This is a genomic window from Pseudarthrobacter phenanthrenivorans, assembly GCF_000813845.1.
GTDB classification, from domain to species: Bacteria; Actinomycetota; Actinomycetes; order Actinomycetales; family Micrococcaceae; genus Arthrobacter; species Arthrobacter phenanthrenivorans_B.
In genome coordinates, this window is the sequence record NZ_JWTB01000013.1 from 37,759 (window position 1) to 51,410 (window position 13,652).

The window sequence follows — 13,652 nt, forward strand, 5'->3', positions numbered from 1 at the left end:
GGTCATTCTGCCTGCGAATATACCCGCCTCTTCCCGCCGCCAACCAACCCCACCCGCGGCACTGGCGCGCCCCTTTCCGGGCTTTACCCCGCGAGCGGCTGCCAAGGTAAGTTAGGAACCGTGAAGATAGCTACCTGGAATGTGAATTCGCTCCGCGCCCGTGCCGACCGTGTTGAAGCCTGGCTTCAGCGCAGCGACTGCGACGTCCTTGCCATCCAGGAGACCAAGTGCAAGGACGACAACTTTCCGTGGGAGCTGTTTGAACGGATGGGCTACGAGGTGGCGCATTTCGGCGTGAACCAGTGGAACGGCGTGGCCATCGCATCCCGGGTGGGGCTCGAGGATGTGGAGCGGACCTTCCTGGACCAGCCCTCGTTCGGCAAGGCCGGCAAGGACCCCGTCCAGGAGGCACGGGCCATGGCCGCCACCTGCGCCGGCATCCGCGTCTGGAGCCTGTACGTCCCCAACGGGCGTTCCTTGGACGATGAACACATGCCGTACAAGCTCAAGTGGCTGGAAAGCCTGAAGACCCATGCCCAGTCCCTGGTCACGGACAATCCCCAGGCGCAGGTGGCCCTGATGGGTGACTGGAACATCGCACCGTTCGACGAAGATGTCTGGGACATCGACCTTTTCATCAGGAACCGGGCCACCCATGTCAGCCCACCGGAGCGGGAGGCGTTCCACGCCTTCGAAACCGCGGGATTCACGGACGTCGTCCGCCCGTACACGCCGGGACCCGGCGTCTACACCTACTGGGACTACACGCAGCTGCGGTTCCCCAAGAAGGAAGGCATGCGGATCGACTTCGTCCTGGCCTCCCCCGCCCTGGCCGCGCGCGTCACCGGCGCCTCAATCGACCGCGAGGAACGCAAGGGCAAGGGTGCCTCGGACCACGCTCCCGTACTGGTGGAACTGGCGGACTGATGACTGCACCCTGGACCCAAGCAAGGAGACCGTAATGACGGGAAACCTCTACCGGGGCCAGGCCGGCCTGCCGTTCTCCTCCACGCTCCGGGTCTACGAACCCCTGGAAGCCTTTCCGGAGGAACAGCGCGCGGCCATCAAGGCGGCCGGCGCGCGGGCGGTGTCACGGGCCGCCGTCGAAAACGCCGAACTGCTGGCATCGCTGGGACGCATCACACGCTCAGGCGGTGATCCCTTCCCCACGGGACGAACCGACCTGGTGCGTGTCACCACCGCGCCCGAACCTGAAGGTGGTGCGGCCGGCGCCGACGCCGGCAACGGCCCGGAGCTGCTGTACTGCCCCAGCCAGCTTGTCCTGCGGGCCGGGCTCGCTGCCAACGCCCTCATGGAGGGTATCCACGGCCCGCTCGCCGAGCTGCTGATCCCGGAGGAACAGCGTGACCGGCACCAGGAACGGATCGACCTGGTCAAGGCGCGGGACGGCTCCATCCGGGTGCATACCCGCGCGTCCACCTGGGGCATACCGTTCAGCTGGTTCTCCTTGTTCATGGAATCGGACCGCAAGGACGTGGTGGAAGCCGGGGGACGGATCCTCACGGTGCGTGTGTGGGCGCCCATCACGGATGCCCTGGAAAGGGCCCGCTACGCCGTGGCCAACCTGGCGCTTGCGGCGCCGGACCTGGACATGCTTGACGACTTGGCGCAGTTGACGGAATGGCTTGAGCTGTTCCACGTGAATTCCATGGTGGAACTGGACTACGGCGCCGTGGCGGACAAGGTCTACCCGGACGAATCGCCCATGGATATCCGGCTGGGCATCGAGTGCCTGGCGGAGGGTGACATGACCGGCGCCGCGGCCGCCTACCGCCGGCTTGCCTCGCGCTGGATTCCCATCCGGCAGCTGGCCCGCGCGTCCTGACGCGTGTCACGTCCTGAAGGCTAATCCGGCTTCAGGTACTGCCGGTGCTTCAGTTCCGTGGAGGCGCGGTGGTGCGCCGGACAATCAGTTCATGCGGTGCCACGGCGGAGTGCACGGACCCAATGTCGCCGTCGAGTTCGTCCAGGAGCATTTTGGTGGCCAGTTCGGCCTGCTCGTCAGGGCGTTGCCCCACCGTGGTAAGGCCCATGGCGTCGGCGAAGTCATGGTTGTCAATGCCCACGACGGACAGTTCTCCGGGAACGTCCACGCCCATGCGGTGGGCTTCGAAGATGACGCCCATGGCCATTTCATCGGAGGCGCAGAAGATTGCCGTTGGTTTCCGGCCAGGCCGGGACCACAGGCGGCGGAAGGCTTCCTGGCCGCTGCGGACGGTGAAATCGCCCCATTCGTCCCATTCGGGGCGGGTTGGCAGGCCTGCTGCTGCCATTACGTCCTTGAACGCCAAGATACGCACCCGGGGAACGTCGAAATTCAGGTCGGTCTCGTCGTCGCCGTGCAGGAGGGCGATGTCCTTGTGCCCCAAATCGATGAGGTGCCGCACGGCCGTTGAGGCTGCCGCGTAGTCGTCGATGCCGATGTAGGGGCATTCCTCCACGTGGCCGCCCACCACCACCAGGGGGATGTCGATCTTCTGCAGGTGTTCAATTTCGTCGTGGCTCAGCGCCATACACAAGACCAGCAGGGCATCGATCTGCTTGTAGACCATGGTCTTGCTGAAGAGCCGCTCACGGTTGCTGCCGTGGCCGCCAAGATTGAACAGTGAAAGGTTGTAGTGCCGGGCATGCAGCTCGCGGTCGGCGCCTTCAATGGCTTTGGAAAAGAACCAGCGGCTGACGAACGGTGCCAGGACCCCAATCGTTTTGGTGCGCCCGGTGGCCAGCCCGGAGGCCGAGGAAGAGGCGACATAGCCCAGGGCTCCGGCCACCTCGAGGATCTTTTCCCGAGTGGCGGGCGAAACCCGGGGCAACCCACGCACGGCCCGGGACACAGTTGCGGTTGAAACTCCGGCGGCTGCGGCCACATCCTCAATACTGACGCCGTTATGGCCGCCCCTTTGAGACCTTTCAGTTGTGCGTGCCACCGTGTCCCCTCTTCAACTCCTTTTCGACGTAGGGCCGGCCGGCCCTGCGTTCACCCCCAAACCATGCATCTTCCCATTGAGCGGCCGGTCAGTGATAACCCGGCAGGTGCGGGCAACGGGGAAGTGCGGCGCTGCGCTGATGCGTTCGGCTGCGCTGCTACCTGCGGGCCGGAAGTTTCCGGCGCAGCCGCACCATGCCGTACAGCGCCAGCAGGGTGGCGAGCAGGCCCAGCGCCCAGCCAAGCGCCGGCTGGGCAGTGACTTCCATCCAGACGGTAACTACCAGCAGGACAAGTGCCCAGAAGGCAAGGAAGCCGATGACGATGTCAAAGTCCTCACCCGAACGGACCAGACGGCTGCGGCCTCCCGCCCCCGGGGTCCGGGGGCGGGAACCGTGGTCCGTCACTTGACTGCACCTGCCGTGAGGCCGGCAACAATCTTGCGCTGGAAGACCAGCACCAGGATCACCAGCGGAATGGTGACGATGGTGCCCGCGGCCATAATGGCCGTGTACGGGATCTGGTTGGGCTGGGCGCCGGCGAAGTTGGCAATGGCCACCGTGACCGGCTGCGTTGCGTCGCTGGACAGCTGGCTGGCAATCAGGAACTCATTCCAAGAGGAAATGAACGCCAGGATTGCGGTGGTGAAGATTGCCGGCGCGGCCAGCGGCATGATGACCTTGCGGAAGGCCTGTCCCTGGGTGCAGCCGTCAACGCGGGCCGATTCCTCCAGTTCCCACGGCATTTCCCGGAAGAACGAGGTCATGGTGTAGACCGTCAGCGGGAGCACAAAGGAGATGTTCGGGATAATCAGCGCCTGGTAGGTGCCCATCCAGCCGATGTTGGTGAACAGCTGGAAGAGCGGGGTGATCAGCGCAACGCCCGGGAACATCGACGCTCCCAGGATGAAGCCGAGCACCAGGAATTTTCCCCGGAAGTTCAGGCGTGCCAGCGCGTAGGCCGCGAAGACGCCGATGAGCAGGGACACGACGGTCACCACGCCGCCGATGAACACGCTGTTCAGCAGTGCCTGTCCGAACCGGTTGCCGAATGACGTGTCAAAGGCGGTCTTGAAGTTGTCCAGGGTTACGTGGGTGGGCAGGATCGACGTGTCATACGTGAAGCCCACCTCCCTGAACGCGGTAACCACCATCCAGTACGCCGGCGCCAGGCACCAGAGCAGGATGATCGCGGCACTGATGTAGGTGCGGCCCTGAGCCCACTTCTCGCGGTTCTGGGCAGCCTTGCGGCCCTTGTCCTGCCGGGCACGAAGCGCGGAGGCGTCAGCTGTTGCCGTGGTCATTTCTTCCCCTTTCCGGTGGCGCCGCTTTGTTCAACCACGTTTGCGCCGAGGAAGCGGACGAAGATGAAGGCGACGAGGAAGATGATGATGAAGGTGATGGTGGACAGCGCGGCCGCCGAGTTGAAGCCTTGCCTGATCTGGTTGATCACCAGGATGGACAAGGTGGTGGTGTTGTTGGCACCGCCGGTGAGGATGTACGGCAGGTCGAACATGCGCAGCGCATCCAGGGTACGGAACAGGATTGCCACCATCAGTGCCGGCTTGACCAGCGGAAGGGTGATCAGGCGGAACCGCTGCCATGCCGAGGTTCCATCCACCTTTGCTGCCTCATACACCTCAGCCGGAATCATCTGCAGACCTGCCAGGATCAGCAACGCCATGAACGGCGTGGTCTTCCAAACGTCCGCGATGACCACAGCCCACTTGGCCGGCCACTCGCTGCCCGTCCACAGGATGGTGGTGTTGAACAGTTTGTTGGCGATTCCTTCGAACGCGAAGATGAAGAACCAGAGCTTCGCGGTGACGGCCGTGGGAATGGCCCACGGCACCAGGACAGCGGCACGGACCAGGCTGCGGCCGCGGAATTCACGGGCCATGATCATGGCCATCCAGAAGCCAAGGACCGTTTCGAACGCCACCGTGACGACGGTGAAGAAGAACGTGGTGGCTGTGGCGGACCAGAACTGGCCGCCCAGGGTACCGGGCGGGCACGCTACGGTTCCACCGTCCGGCGACGAACACTGCTGCGCCAGCCAGTTCACATAGTTCTGGATGCCGGCAGGGCCGCCCGCGGTAAACAGGCCGGTGGCGGGGTCCAGGCCGGCATCCTTCTGGAAGGACATGACAATGGCACTGATGATCGGGTAAACGATGACGATGCCCAAAGCGATGATCGTGGGGGCGAGCAGCCAGGATGCCCAGCGCCCCTGGCTGGCGATCCTGTTGTCTTCCCCTACACCCTTGGGCGCGTGATGGACGGGGGTCCCGCCCGACGCCGGTGCCTTGACCGGCGTCGGGCCTAGTTCGGTTGCCATGGCAGAACTACGATCCCGCACCGGCGGATTCGATGGACTTCTGCATGTCAGAAAGTGCGGTTTCCACTGTCTTTTCTCCCTTGATAGCGGAGTATGCGTTGTCTTGGATTGCCTTGGTGACGGCCGGGTAGAAAGGCGTGACCGGACGCGGCACGGCATTCTCAATAGAGGTCTTCAGGACCGGCAGGTACGGCAGTTTGCCAACCAGTTCCTGGTCCGTGTACAGCGAACCGAGCACTGGAGCCAGGGAGCCCTGGGTTGCGTAGAACTTCTCGCTCTCGGCTGAGGTCAGGAACTTTACGAAGTCCAGCGCCGTGGCCTTGTGCTTGGAGTAAACGCTGATCGCGGTGTTGTGGCCGCCCAGCGAGGAAGCGCCGGGGCCGCTCTTGCCCGGAAGGGCGGTCATGCCGAACTTGTCCTTCACAGCGGAGGAGCCTTCGGTGCTCATCAGGCTGTAGACGTAAGGCCAGTTGCGCAGGAAGAGAAGCTTGCCGCTCTGGAAGGCCTGCCGGCTGTCCTCTTCCTTGTAGGTGATGGCTTCCTTCGGAATGTTGCCGTCGGCGTAGGCCTTGGCCAGGTTCTCCAGCCCGGCTTTGGCCTCCGGGGTGTTCAGGTTGGGCTTGCCGTCCTTGTTAAGGACAGAACCGCCGGCGGAGTTGATGGCCTCGGACGCGTTCACCGTGAGGCCCTCGTACTTGCTGAACTGGCCTGCGTAGCAGCCGATGTTGTTCTGCTTGGCAATGGAGCACATGCCCATCATCTCGTCCCAGGTCTTGGGCGGGTTGGGGACCAGGTCCTTCCGGTAGAACAGGATGCCACCATCTGAGGTCCGCGGGGCTGCGTACAAGGTGCCCTTGTAGGTAGCGCTCTGGACCGTGGCGGGGAGCATGGCACTCGTGTCGATTGCCATCTTGTCCTTCAGCGGCTGCAGCCAGCCCTTGGCTGCGAATTCCGCAGTCCAGACGACGTCCACGTCTGTCACATCGTAGTCGGACTGCTTTGCCTGGAAGTGCTGGACCAGGTCATCGTGCTGCTGGTCGGCCTGGTCGGTCTGTTCCTTGAAGGTGACTTGCTCATCTTTGTGAGCCGCATTCCACTTCTCGATGAGGGGACGGATCACATTGTTGTTGTCCTTGCCCTGCACGAAGGTGATCGGGCCGCGGGCATCCATATTGGCGTCAGCGTCGCTGCCTCCGCCTCCACCCGTGGTGCCGCCTCCACCTCCGCCGCAGGCGGACAACGTAAGGGCCAGAATGCCGGCAGTGGCAGCCGGAAGCAGGAATCTCGGGGTTTTCATTAGCTTGAAGCTCCTCGCTGAGTGACAAGTAAGTCGACAGTGCGCTTGCTAGGTGAGGTTGATGTGGTGACCATCACACTAGTAAGGTAGCTGTCGGGAATGCAAGCGTTTACATCAAAAAGTTATCAGAGGGGAACCAAATGCCCGACCCGTCCGTTCCTGCACCCCGTCCAGCGCATTCGGCCTGGTGGGCGGACGCCGTCGTATACCAGATCTATCCACGGTCCTTTGCGGACGGCAATGCGGACGGGATGGGCGACCTGCGCGGAGTGATGGATCGGCTCGCCTACCTTGAACGGCTCGGAGTGGACGCTGTGTGGCTGTCCCCTTTTTATAAGTCGCCGCAGGCCGACGGCGGGTACGACGTTGCAGACTACCGGCAGGTGGACCCCCTGTTCGGGTCCCTTGCGGACTTCGACTCGATGTTGCAGGAAGCTCACCGCCGCGGCCTGAAGGTCATTGTGGACCTGGTTCCCAACCACACCTCGGACGAACACGCTTGGTTCCAGGAGGCTTTGGCGGCGGCGCCGGGCAGCCGGGAACGGGACCGCTACATCTTCCGGGAGGGCAGGGACGAGGTACCCGGGTCCGGTGACGGCAAGGTGGCACCCAACAACTGGAAATCAATCTTCGGCGGCCCGGCCTGGAGCCGGATAACGGAGGCCGACGGGGCTCCCGGCCAGTGGTACCTGCACCTCTTCGACACCAAGCAGCCGGACCTGAACTGGGAGAACCCGGAAGTGCAGGAGGAGATGCGCTCCGTGCTGCGCTTCTGGCTGGACCGTGGCGCGGACGGCTTCCGGGTGGATGTTGCGCACGGCCTGGTGAAGGAACAGGGACTGCCTGACTGGGATGGGGCGGCCGCCATGGTGGAAGGAACATCCCATCGGGCCCGGGAGAGCCTCCAGCCCGGAGATGCTCCCCATGCCCACACCGACGCCGAAGAACCGCACCGGGCCGTCTCGCCCATGTATCCACCGTCGCCCTTCTTTGACCAGGACGGTGTCCACGCCATCTACCGGGACTGGAACCGGGTCCTGGCGGAGTACGGTGGCGACCGGATGATGGTGGCGGAAGCCTGGGTGGAACCGGCCGAACGCCTGGCAAGGTACGTCCGGCCGGACGAGATGCAACAGGCCTTCAATTTTGATTTCCTGCTGGCCGGCTGGGACGCCGAACGGATGACCGAAGCCATTGATGCCTCCCTGGTGGCGGCAGCATCCGTCGGGGCGCCGCCGACCTGGGTACTCAGCAACCACGACACCGTGCGGCATACCAGCCGGTTCGGGCTCAAAGACCCCACCACGTTCCCCAAGGGCATCGGGCCCGGTGACGAACAACCGGACGCGGCCCTTGGCCTGGCCCGGGCCCGCGCCGCTACCTTGGTGGCGCTGGCGCTTCCGGGATCCGCCTACCTTTACCAGGGCGAGGAATTGGGGCTTCCGGAGCACACCACCCTTCCCGACGACGCCAGGCAGGACCCTACGTTCTTCCGGACGCATGGCGCGGAGATCGGCCGTGATGGCTGCCGGGTTCCGCTGCCGTGGGTGGCTGACCGGCCCGGTTTCGGTTTCTCCGGCGACCAGTCCGGGGAGGCGGCCGGGCCGTGGCTGCCACAGCCGGAAAGCTTTGGCCCGTTGGCCGCCGACCAGCAGGAGGGCGAGGAGGGGTCAACCCTGGAGCTCTACCGGGCCGCGCTGGCGTTCAGGTCGGCGGAGCGCCTTGGCAGCGGCACCGTGGAATGGACCGATGAACACGCTCCGGACAGCGGGTTGCTGGTTTTTCGGAACGGGAATGTGGTGGTCCTGTCCAATATGGGCTTCGCCTCCGCGCCCGTTCCCGAGGGATATGCCGTGGTCATGTCCAGCGGCCCGGAGCCCGCCGTGGATTGGGCCGCAATGCGTGAGGTTCCCGTGGACTGCACTGTGTATCTACAGCTCGAAGGGTATCTACAGCTCGAAGGGCATCTACAGGGCAACCCGTCCGCGCGGGCCAACCTGTAGGGCTGCCGGGGGCAGCTTCCCGCCCACCCCACGGGCTCAGCTTTCAGCGGACGCGCTCAGCCCGGCTGAAGCGCGTCCGTGCCCCCGCTCCTATATGCACCAGGACTGGTATCTCCCCGCCCACAACGGACTCCAGCGCTGTGATGAGTTCCGAGACCTCGGCAGCAAGCAGGTGGGGCGCCACACCCTGGCGCGGCAGGAGCCGGACCTTCAACGCGGGCGAACCTTTGACGTCATAGGTGGCTATCGTGGCGCCCGCGAGGTCCGGCCGGCCCTCCAGCGCATGCTTGAGTGCCTGCTCGGCCACCCCTCCCCCGATCCGGATATCGCCCGGGGTGTTGCCGGGATCATATTCCTCGACGAGGAGATTTGACCGGCCCTTGCCCTGCTGCGCGATCCAGGCCACCATGAGCCCCATCAGTGCCAGCAGTACCAGCGCCGCCACGATCCACAACCAGCTTTCGGGCCGGCCCGGGAACCGTGTTGCGTCGAAGAGCTGGTTGATGCCGCCCCAGGCCCAGCCGGACCAGGAGTGCCACCAGGGTGCTACCGGAGGTACGGTTGTCAGCAGTACCAGCAGGAGGCCGGCTCCCACCAGGACCAGGCCCAGCACAGTGAGCAAAACGCGGTTGAGCAATGCCGGTGTGCTGTTCATGCTCCGATCACCCCTGACGGCGCCACGTTGACGCGGGGAACCGGGGCCGGCTGCAGCAGCATCTGCTCCAGTTCGTCGCGGACGGCTTCCAGGACTCGGTCCTGGTCAACGGGGACCCCGGAGGTGGGCCGGACGTTCACCAGCACCTGCCGCTGGGAGACAACCACCATCACCTGCTCCGGTGTGACGTTGGCGGCAAGCCGTGCCCGGCGAGCGAGCGAGGAGGCGATGACCTCGTCATCCACCACTACGGCCGGTGAGCCCGGGCCGTGTCCGGTAGCCAGCAGGTGGCGGGCGCGCTTGCCGGGCAGAATCCCGTTGAGCAGGAAGATCAGTCCCACCATGGCGAGCACGGCTCCGGTTGCAGCCAGCAGCAGCGGCGGGACGCCGGCCGGGAGGTCCACGATGCGCTGCGCTGCCACCTGTGGTTCGATCAGCCACGCCGGCTGGCCCAGGGCATGGACCCCAGACTCGAGGACGCCATAGGCGGCCAGCACGAGGACCAGGACGGCGGCGGCGACCGATACGGCGGCCCGGGAGGAATGTGTCTCGCGGTAGAGGATCCTGCGCATGTCGGGTCCGTTGCTTCTTTGCGAACCGCTTTCCGTCCGGCGGTCTTCCACGCTGCTGCTCACTGAACCCGCCCTCCTGCGCTGATCCGTGTTCCGCTGATGCGGATGTCCACCCGGCTCACCCGGGAACCGCTCAGCTCCGAAACTGTTGCCAGGATGTTTTCCTTGGCCTTCACGGCCCGGTCCCGGATGGAGCCGCCGCTTGCCCTGACGCGTCCCGGGTCCCGCACCACTGACTGCAAAGGCGGGATGCTGATGGGTGCGACGAGGGACAAAGCCAGCAGGCCGTCGTCGTCCGTCCAGTCGGCCCGCACATCCTCGGCGTCGACGCCAAGCGCCTCGGCGGCGGCCGCCCTGGCCAGGCTGGTCAACGCCTGGGTGCTGATCCGGTTATGGCCGCTGAGCGCCTGCCCACGCACAACGGGCGCGGGCGATGTCATGAGGACGAGCGCCGGCCGGTGATGGCATCGAAGACGCCGCGCAGGTCCAGTTTTCCTTCCGCGGCACGCCCCAGCAGGGCTCCGATGGCCATGAAAAGCAGGGAGACAAGGAAGCCCCAGAGGCCGAACTGGAGGGACATGAACGCCACGAATGCGCCCAGGGCGGTGCCCGCGACGGTGAGGCTCACAGCAGCGCCTCCCGCTCGGGCCCGGCGGGGGCGGTGGTCTTAACCGGCGCCGGCACGTAGACGTCGGTAATCTCCACATTCACTTCGATAACCTGAAGCCCCACCAGTTCCTCCACCGCGCGGTAGACGGCCGCGCGGACGTCGTTGGCCAGCGCGTGCAGGGGCGTTCCGTAGCTTGCCACCAAAGTGATGTCGACGGCGACCTGCGTTTCGCCCACTTCTGCGTGGACGCCCGCGGCGTGGTCGGAACTCCCCACTGCGTCACGGATGGCCCCAAGGGCCCGGGACGGGACCGAACCTAAAGAGTAGACGCCGGGAACTGACCGGGCCGCGATTCCCGCCACCTTCGCCACGGCAGTCTCGGAGATGATTGTCCGGCCCGGACCGGGAGCCGGGCTTGCGGCAGGGCGGCTTGGCACTACAGGCTGTGGGTTCTGGTATTCCATCAGGCACTCCCCCTTCTGTTGTTTCCACCCTATCCCCAGCCCGGGGCGTTGTGCCGGAATCCCCACGGCCCGCCGACAGGCCTTGCTTAAAGGGCCCAGGCGGGAACGCCCCCAAGGACATTCCCGCCTGAGCGGTGCCGCCTGTGTCAGCGGCGATGCGGCGCGGGCCGCAGTCTATTCAGGTTTGTACGCCGGCCTACTTGTAGAGGCCTTCGCCGCCGACCCTGACGTTAGTGGGCAGGTAGCCGAACGGGCCGAGACCGTTCCGGCCGAAGCTGCGGTCCACCTGGGTCACGCCGTTCCTGAAGTTGATCTTGACGGTGGGCGACAGCGAACCGCCGCGGACTCCGTTGACGTTGTCGATGAACGACTGCACCAGGCCTCCGGGCTGCACGTAGTGCGAGTAGGCCTGGAACTGGCGCCCGTTCTGCTGGCCGGAGATGGTACCGCTCGGGTTGTTCGCCGGCAGGTTGAGGTCGGTGGGTGAACCGAGCGCCAGGCCGCTGTTGTTGACGGGCTGGTAGTCGGAACGGATGCCGTCGCCAACGAAGCCGTAGACGCCGTCCGGTCCGCGCATGCCGTCCGCATAGGTGAACTGGTGGCTGATTGTGTACAGGTAGTACTTGTTCTTGCCGTTTTCATTCTGGATGAAGATCTGCGGGCGCTCAGTCTGATCGTTGACGCAGTTTGCGGACAGGATCGGCGGCAGGAAGGACCACTTGGTGAGGTCCTTGTTGTCGGCCACAGCGAGGCCCACGTTGGCGGTCTGGTACTTGGCGCCGGTGTTCTGGACGTCGGCCAGGCTCTCGGCATGCGGATCGCCCGGCTGGTAGCCGAGGTCCTCGCCCTTGCACTGGTAATCGCCACGGGTACCCGCAGTGTTGCCTTCGAAGACCATGTAGGTCTTGCCCGGGTGGGCGGGGTCGGCGAACGTGTACGGGTCGCGGAATGCAAAGCCCGGGTTCTGGGCCTTGGTCTGGTACATCTTTCCGTCCGGCTCCAGCAGCTTGGTGTGCTGGAAACCGTCGAAGCTGACGCCGTTCTTGTCTGCGTGGATGTTGCCCAAGGCCTTGGCGATGGCGGCGTCGGGGGCGATCCCGCCGCCGCCGGCGTTACGCTCGGCCACGTCGTGGAACGTGGTTGCCGTGTAGAAGACGTTCACATGGTCGCCCTGCATGAGGCGGGTGGAGCCGGACCATTCGGTGTTGCCGATGGAGGTGTTGTCCAGGAAGAGGTGGCCGCCGTAGTTCCACTTGTCCTTGGCCGGATCGGCATTGGTCTTGCGGAAGAAGTAGCCGATGCGGGCGTTCCAGTGGCGCTGGTCGAAGCCGTAGCCGGCGTGCCGGTCGGCAACCAGCGAGAAGATGACGTCCCAGCCCTTGTAGCTGATCTGGTTGGCGTTTTCATCCGTCAGGGACCAGGTGTCCCAGACCCAGACGTCGTCATTCATGGCGGGGAAATCTTCGGGGATCTCCGGCATGGTGACATCGGGGCTCATGGAGTTCTGGCCGGGAGCCACGGTGGGGTCGCTCTGCGCCATGATCTGCTTGGCGTCTGCGCGCGTCCACTTCGAGGTGAAGTCCGACGCCGGGTCGAAAGACTGCTGCGTGTGCGTGGTGGGGAGGGCGAAACCGGGAGTGGGGGCCGGCAGCTGCCCGACCGACGGCGGGTCCGACGGCTCGTTGGCCTGGGCCGGGGGGACGGCCAGGAAGGCCGAGGCAGCCACGGCAGCCGCCAGGGCTGCGGCGGCAGAACGCCACCGCAGCGTCCGGGGTGATTGGGGGTGCTTGTGCATTGGTGCTCTTCTCGCGGAGTTGTAACTGTTCGTGGAAGACGGGCGGATGCCCATAACCCCAAAACCAACCGCGGCCCGGCAACAGCGCAGGCGCCATCGGGGACGCCGTTGTGTGTCGGGGAGGAGCGGGGCCTGGGTGGGGCCCCGGGCCAAAAGGAAAGCATGCTTTCCCTTGGCCGCTCCCACGCTAGGCAGAGGCCGCAGCGTTATTCAAACCCTGTTTCAAAGCGGAAAACCGGGATACCGGCGGGTAGGTGCAAGCGCTTACGCAACCCAACGCGCGCGCGTGCCACAACGGTTTGGCGGGGGTCAAATGTTTCAGCCACCGCTCAAAGTTTTTTCTGCGGGAAAGGTCGGCTGTTGGCTGTGTCACGCTCCTGATGTGATGCCCGCGACTGCGGTGCCGGCTGGCTGCCCGGCCACCACGCATCATGGCCAGGCCGGCCGGATGCGGCCCCACCACGCACCTCTGCCGCGCCGGCGGATACTGCCCACCACGCACCTCTGCCACGCCGGCGGCCGGATGCGGCGGGATCACTTCCAGCCACGGATCACCCACCCACGGATCGAGTCGGGTGGTGGGAAGGCTCCCCCGCATGCCGCATACGTTCCCGGTTGTCGACCCGCAACGGAGCCTTCGCCGCGCAGATTCACCTCCGCCCCGCTTATGTCGGGGTCGTCGGGGAATACGCGGGGCGCGAATGACTTTCCGTGTCGCCGCGAAGCAGCCTGGTCGCGAGTGGATCCTCGCGGCTGGCATGCAACGGCGTCAGAGTCTTGTTCGCGGATCCGAATCTTCAAGGTTCTGATCCGCGAACAAGACCGGTAGCGGCAGGCACGAGCGGCAGGCGGCCAGTGCGGGCGGCGTCAGGATTGGGAGAGGTGAAGGAGCGCGGGGCGGACCGCAACCCGGAGCAGGAAGGGGCCGGTCCGAAGGGAGGCTTTAAATGAGAAAAGCACCAGTTCCGAAGA

At 65.2% G+C, this 13,652-nt stretch carries 14 protein-coding genes; 3 read left to right on the forward strand and 11 right to left on the reverse strand.

Annotation, left to right across the window (positions count from 1 at the left end):
* Window positions 1–120 precede the first annotated feature (120 nt).
* Entirely contained in the window at window positions 121–927 is an 807-nt protein-coding gene (locus RM50_RS07055) for an exodeoxyribonuclease III (protein WP_043451238.1), read from the forward strand.
* Window positions 928–961: 34 nt separating this feature from the next.
* On the forward strand, window positions 962–1,846 hold the full coding sequence (locus RM50_RS07060; protein WP_043451239.1) for a hypothetical protein: 885 nt from the start codon (window positions 962–964) through the stop codon (window positions 1,844–1,846).
* A gap of 49 nt (window positions 1,847–1,895) precedes the next feature.
* Here RM50_RS07060 and RM50_RS07065 read toward each other — a convergent pair whose 3' ends face one another.
* The 5 genes from RM50_RS07065 to RM50_RS07085 all read right to left on the reverse strand — a co-directional run bounded on the left by RM50_RS07065 (window position 1,896) and on the right by RM50_RS07085 (window position 6,581).
* Window positions 1,896–2,948, reverse strand: coding sequence for a LacI family DNA-binding transcriptional regulator (locus RM50_RS07065; protein ID WP_043451240.1), 1,053 nt, complete (start codon window positions 2,946–2,948; stop codon window positions 1,896–1,898).
* Between the two features lie 157 nt (window positions 2,949–3,105).
* On the reverse strand, window positions 3,106–3,354 hold the full coding sequence (locus RM50_RS07070; RefSeq protein ID WP_043451244.1) for a hypothetical protein: 249 nt from the start codon (window positions 3,352–3,354) through the stop codon (window positions 3,106–3,108).
* On the reverse strand, window positions 3,351–4,250 hold the full coding sequence (locus RM50_RS07075) for a carbohydrate ABC transporter permease (protein ID WP_043451246.1): 900 nt from the start codon (window positions 4,248–4,250) through the stop codon (window positions 3,351–3,353). The genes RM50_RS07070 and RM50_RS07075 overlap by 4 nt, the downstream gene beginning before the upstream one ends.
* Window positions 4,247–5,284: a carbohydrate ABC transporter permease gene (locus RM50_RS07080; protein WP_043451247.1), complete on the reverse strand. Its 1,038-nt coding sequence runs from the start codon at window positions 5,282–5,284 to the stop codon at window positions 4,247–4,249. Before RM50_RS07080 ends, RM50_RS07075 begins: the two co-directional genes overlap by 4 nt.
* A gap of 7 nt (window positions 5,285–5,291) precedes the next feature.
* Entirely contained in the window at window positions 5,292–6,581 is a 1,290-nt protein-coding gene (locus RM50_RS07085) for an ABC transporter substrate-binding protein (RefSeq protein ID WP_043451249.1), read from the reverse strand.
* 140 nt (window positions 6,582–6,721) lie between these two features.
* On the opposite strand from RM50_RS07085, the gene RM50_RS07090 reads away from it, so the two are divergent.
* The gene (locus tag RM50_RS07090; protein ID WP_043451251.1) at window positions 6,722–8,584 is read left to right on the forward strand and encodes a glycoside hydrolase family 13 protein; all 1,863 of its coding nucleotides are present in this window, start codon (window positions 6,722–6,724) and stop codon (window positions 8,582–8,584) included.
* 43 nt (window positions 8,585–8,627) lie between these two features.
* Here RM50_RS07090 and RM50_RS07095 read toward each other — a convergent pair whose 3' ends face one another.
* The 6 genes from RM50_RS07095 to RM50_RS07120 all read right to left on the reverse strand — a co-directional run bounded on the left by RM50_RS07095 (window position 8,628) and on the right by RM50_RS07120 (window position 12,680).
* Window positions 8,628–9,239 (reverse strand): hypothetical protein, encoded by a 612-nt coding sequence (locus RM50_RS07095; protein ID WP_043451253.1) that lies wholly within the window; start codon window positions 9,237–9,239, stop codon window positions 8,628–8,630.
* Entirely contained in the window at window positions 9,236–9,874 is a 639-nt protein-coding gene (locus tag RM50_RS07100; protein ID WP_043451256.1) for a hypothetical protein, read from the reverse strand. The genes RM50_RS07095 and RM50_RS07100 overlap by 4 nt, the downstream gene beginning before the upstream one ends.
* Window positions 9,871–10,251 carry a hypothetical protein gene (locus tag RM50_RS07105; protein ID WP_043451258.1) on the reverse strand — a complete coding sequence of 127 codons (381 nt, stop codon included), beginning with the start codon at window positions 10,249–10,251 and terminating at the stop codon, window positions 9,871–9,873. The genes RM50_RS07100 and RM50_RS07105 overlap by 4 nt, the downstream gene beginning before the upstream one ends.
* Entirely contained in the window at window positions 10,248–10,439 is a 192-nt protein-coding gene (locus tag RM50_RS07110; protein ID WP_043451259.1) for a hypothetical protein, read from the reverse strand. Before RM50_RS07110 ends, RM50_RS07105 begins: the two co-directional genes overlap by 4 nt.
* Window positions 10,436–10,885: an Asp23/Gls24 family envelope stress response protein gene (locus RM50_RS07115; RefSeq protein WP_043451260.1), complete on the reverse strand. Its 450-nt coding sequence runs from the start codon at window positions 10,883–10,885 to the stop codon at window positions 10,436–10,438. The genes RM50_RS07110 and RM50_RS07115 overlap by 4 nt, the downstream gene beginning before the upstream one ends.
* Window positions 10,886–11,081: 196 nt before the next feature.
* Window positions 11,082–12,680: a glycoside hydrolase family 68 protein gene (locus RM50_RS07120; RefSeq protein WP_043451262.1), complete on the reverse strand. Its 1,599-nt coding sequence runs from the start codon at window positions 12,678–12,680 to the stop codon at window positions 11,082–11,084.
* Window positions 12,681–13,652 lie beyond the last annotated feature (972 nt).

Excerpts from the sequence above, each read along its gene's own strand:
- RM50_RS07085 (WP_043451249.1), bottom strand. The coding sequence starts at position 6,581 with ATGAAAACCCCGAGATTCCTGCTTCCGGCTGCCACTGCCGGCATTCTG.
- RM50_RS07080 (WP_043451247.1), bottom strand. The coding sequence starts at position 5,284 with ATGGCAACCGAACTAGGCCCGACGCCGGTCAAGGCACCGGCGTCGGGC.
- RM50_RS07090 (WP_043451251.1), top strand. The coding sequence starts at position 6,722 with ATGCCCGACCCGTCCGTTCCTGCACCCCGTCCAGCGCATTCGGCCTGG.
- RM50_RS07060 (WP_043451239.1), top strand. The coding sequence starts at position 962 with ATGACGGGAAACCTCTACCGGGGCCAGGCCGGCCTGCCGTTCTCCTCC.
- RM50_RS07115 (WP_043451260.1), bottom strand. The coding sequence starts at position 10,885 with ATGGAATACCAGAACCCACAGCCTGTAGTGCCAAGCCGCCCTGCCGCA.
- RM50_RS07075 (WP_043451246.1), bottom strand. The coding sequence starts at position 4,250 with ATGACCACGGCAACAGCTGACGCCTCCGCGCTTCGTGCCCGGCAGGAC.
- RM50_RS07120 (WP_043451262.1), bottom strand. The coding sequence starts at position 12,680 with ATGCACAAGCACCCCCAATCACCCCGGACGCTGCGGTGGCGTTCTGCC.
- RM50_RS07095 (WP_043451253.1), bottom strand. The coding sequence starts at position 9,239 with ATGAACAGCACACCGGCATTGCTCAACCGCGTTTTGCTCACTGTGCTG.
- RM50_RS07105 (WP_043451258.1), bottom strand. The coding sequence starts at position 10,251 with ATGACATCGCCCGCGCCCGTTGTGCGTGGGCAGGCGCTCAGCGGCCAT.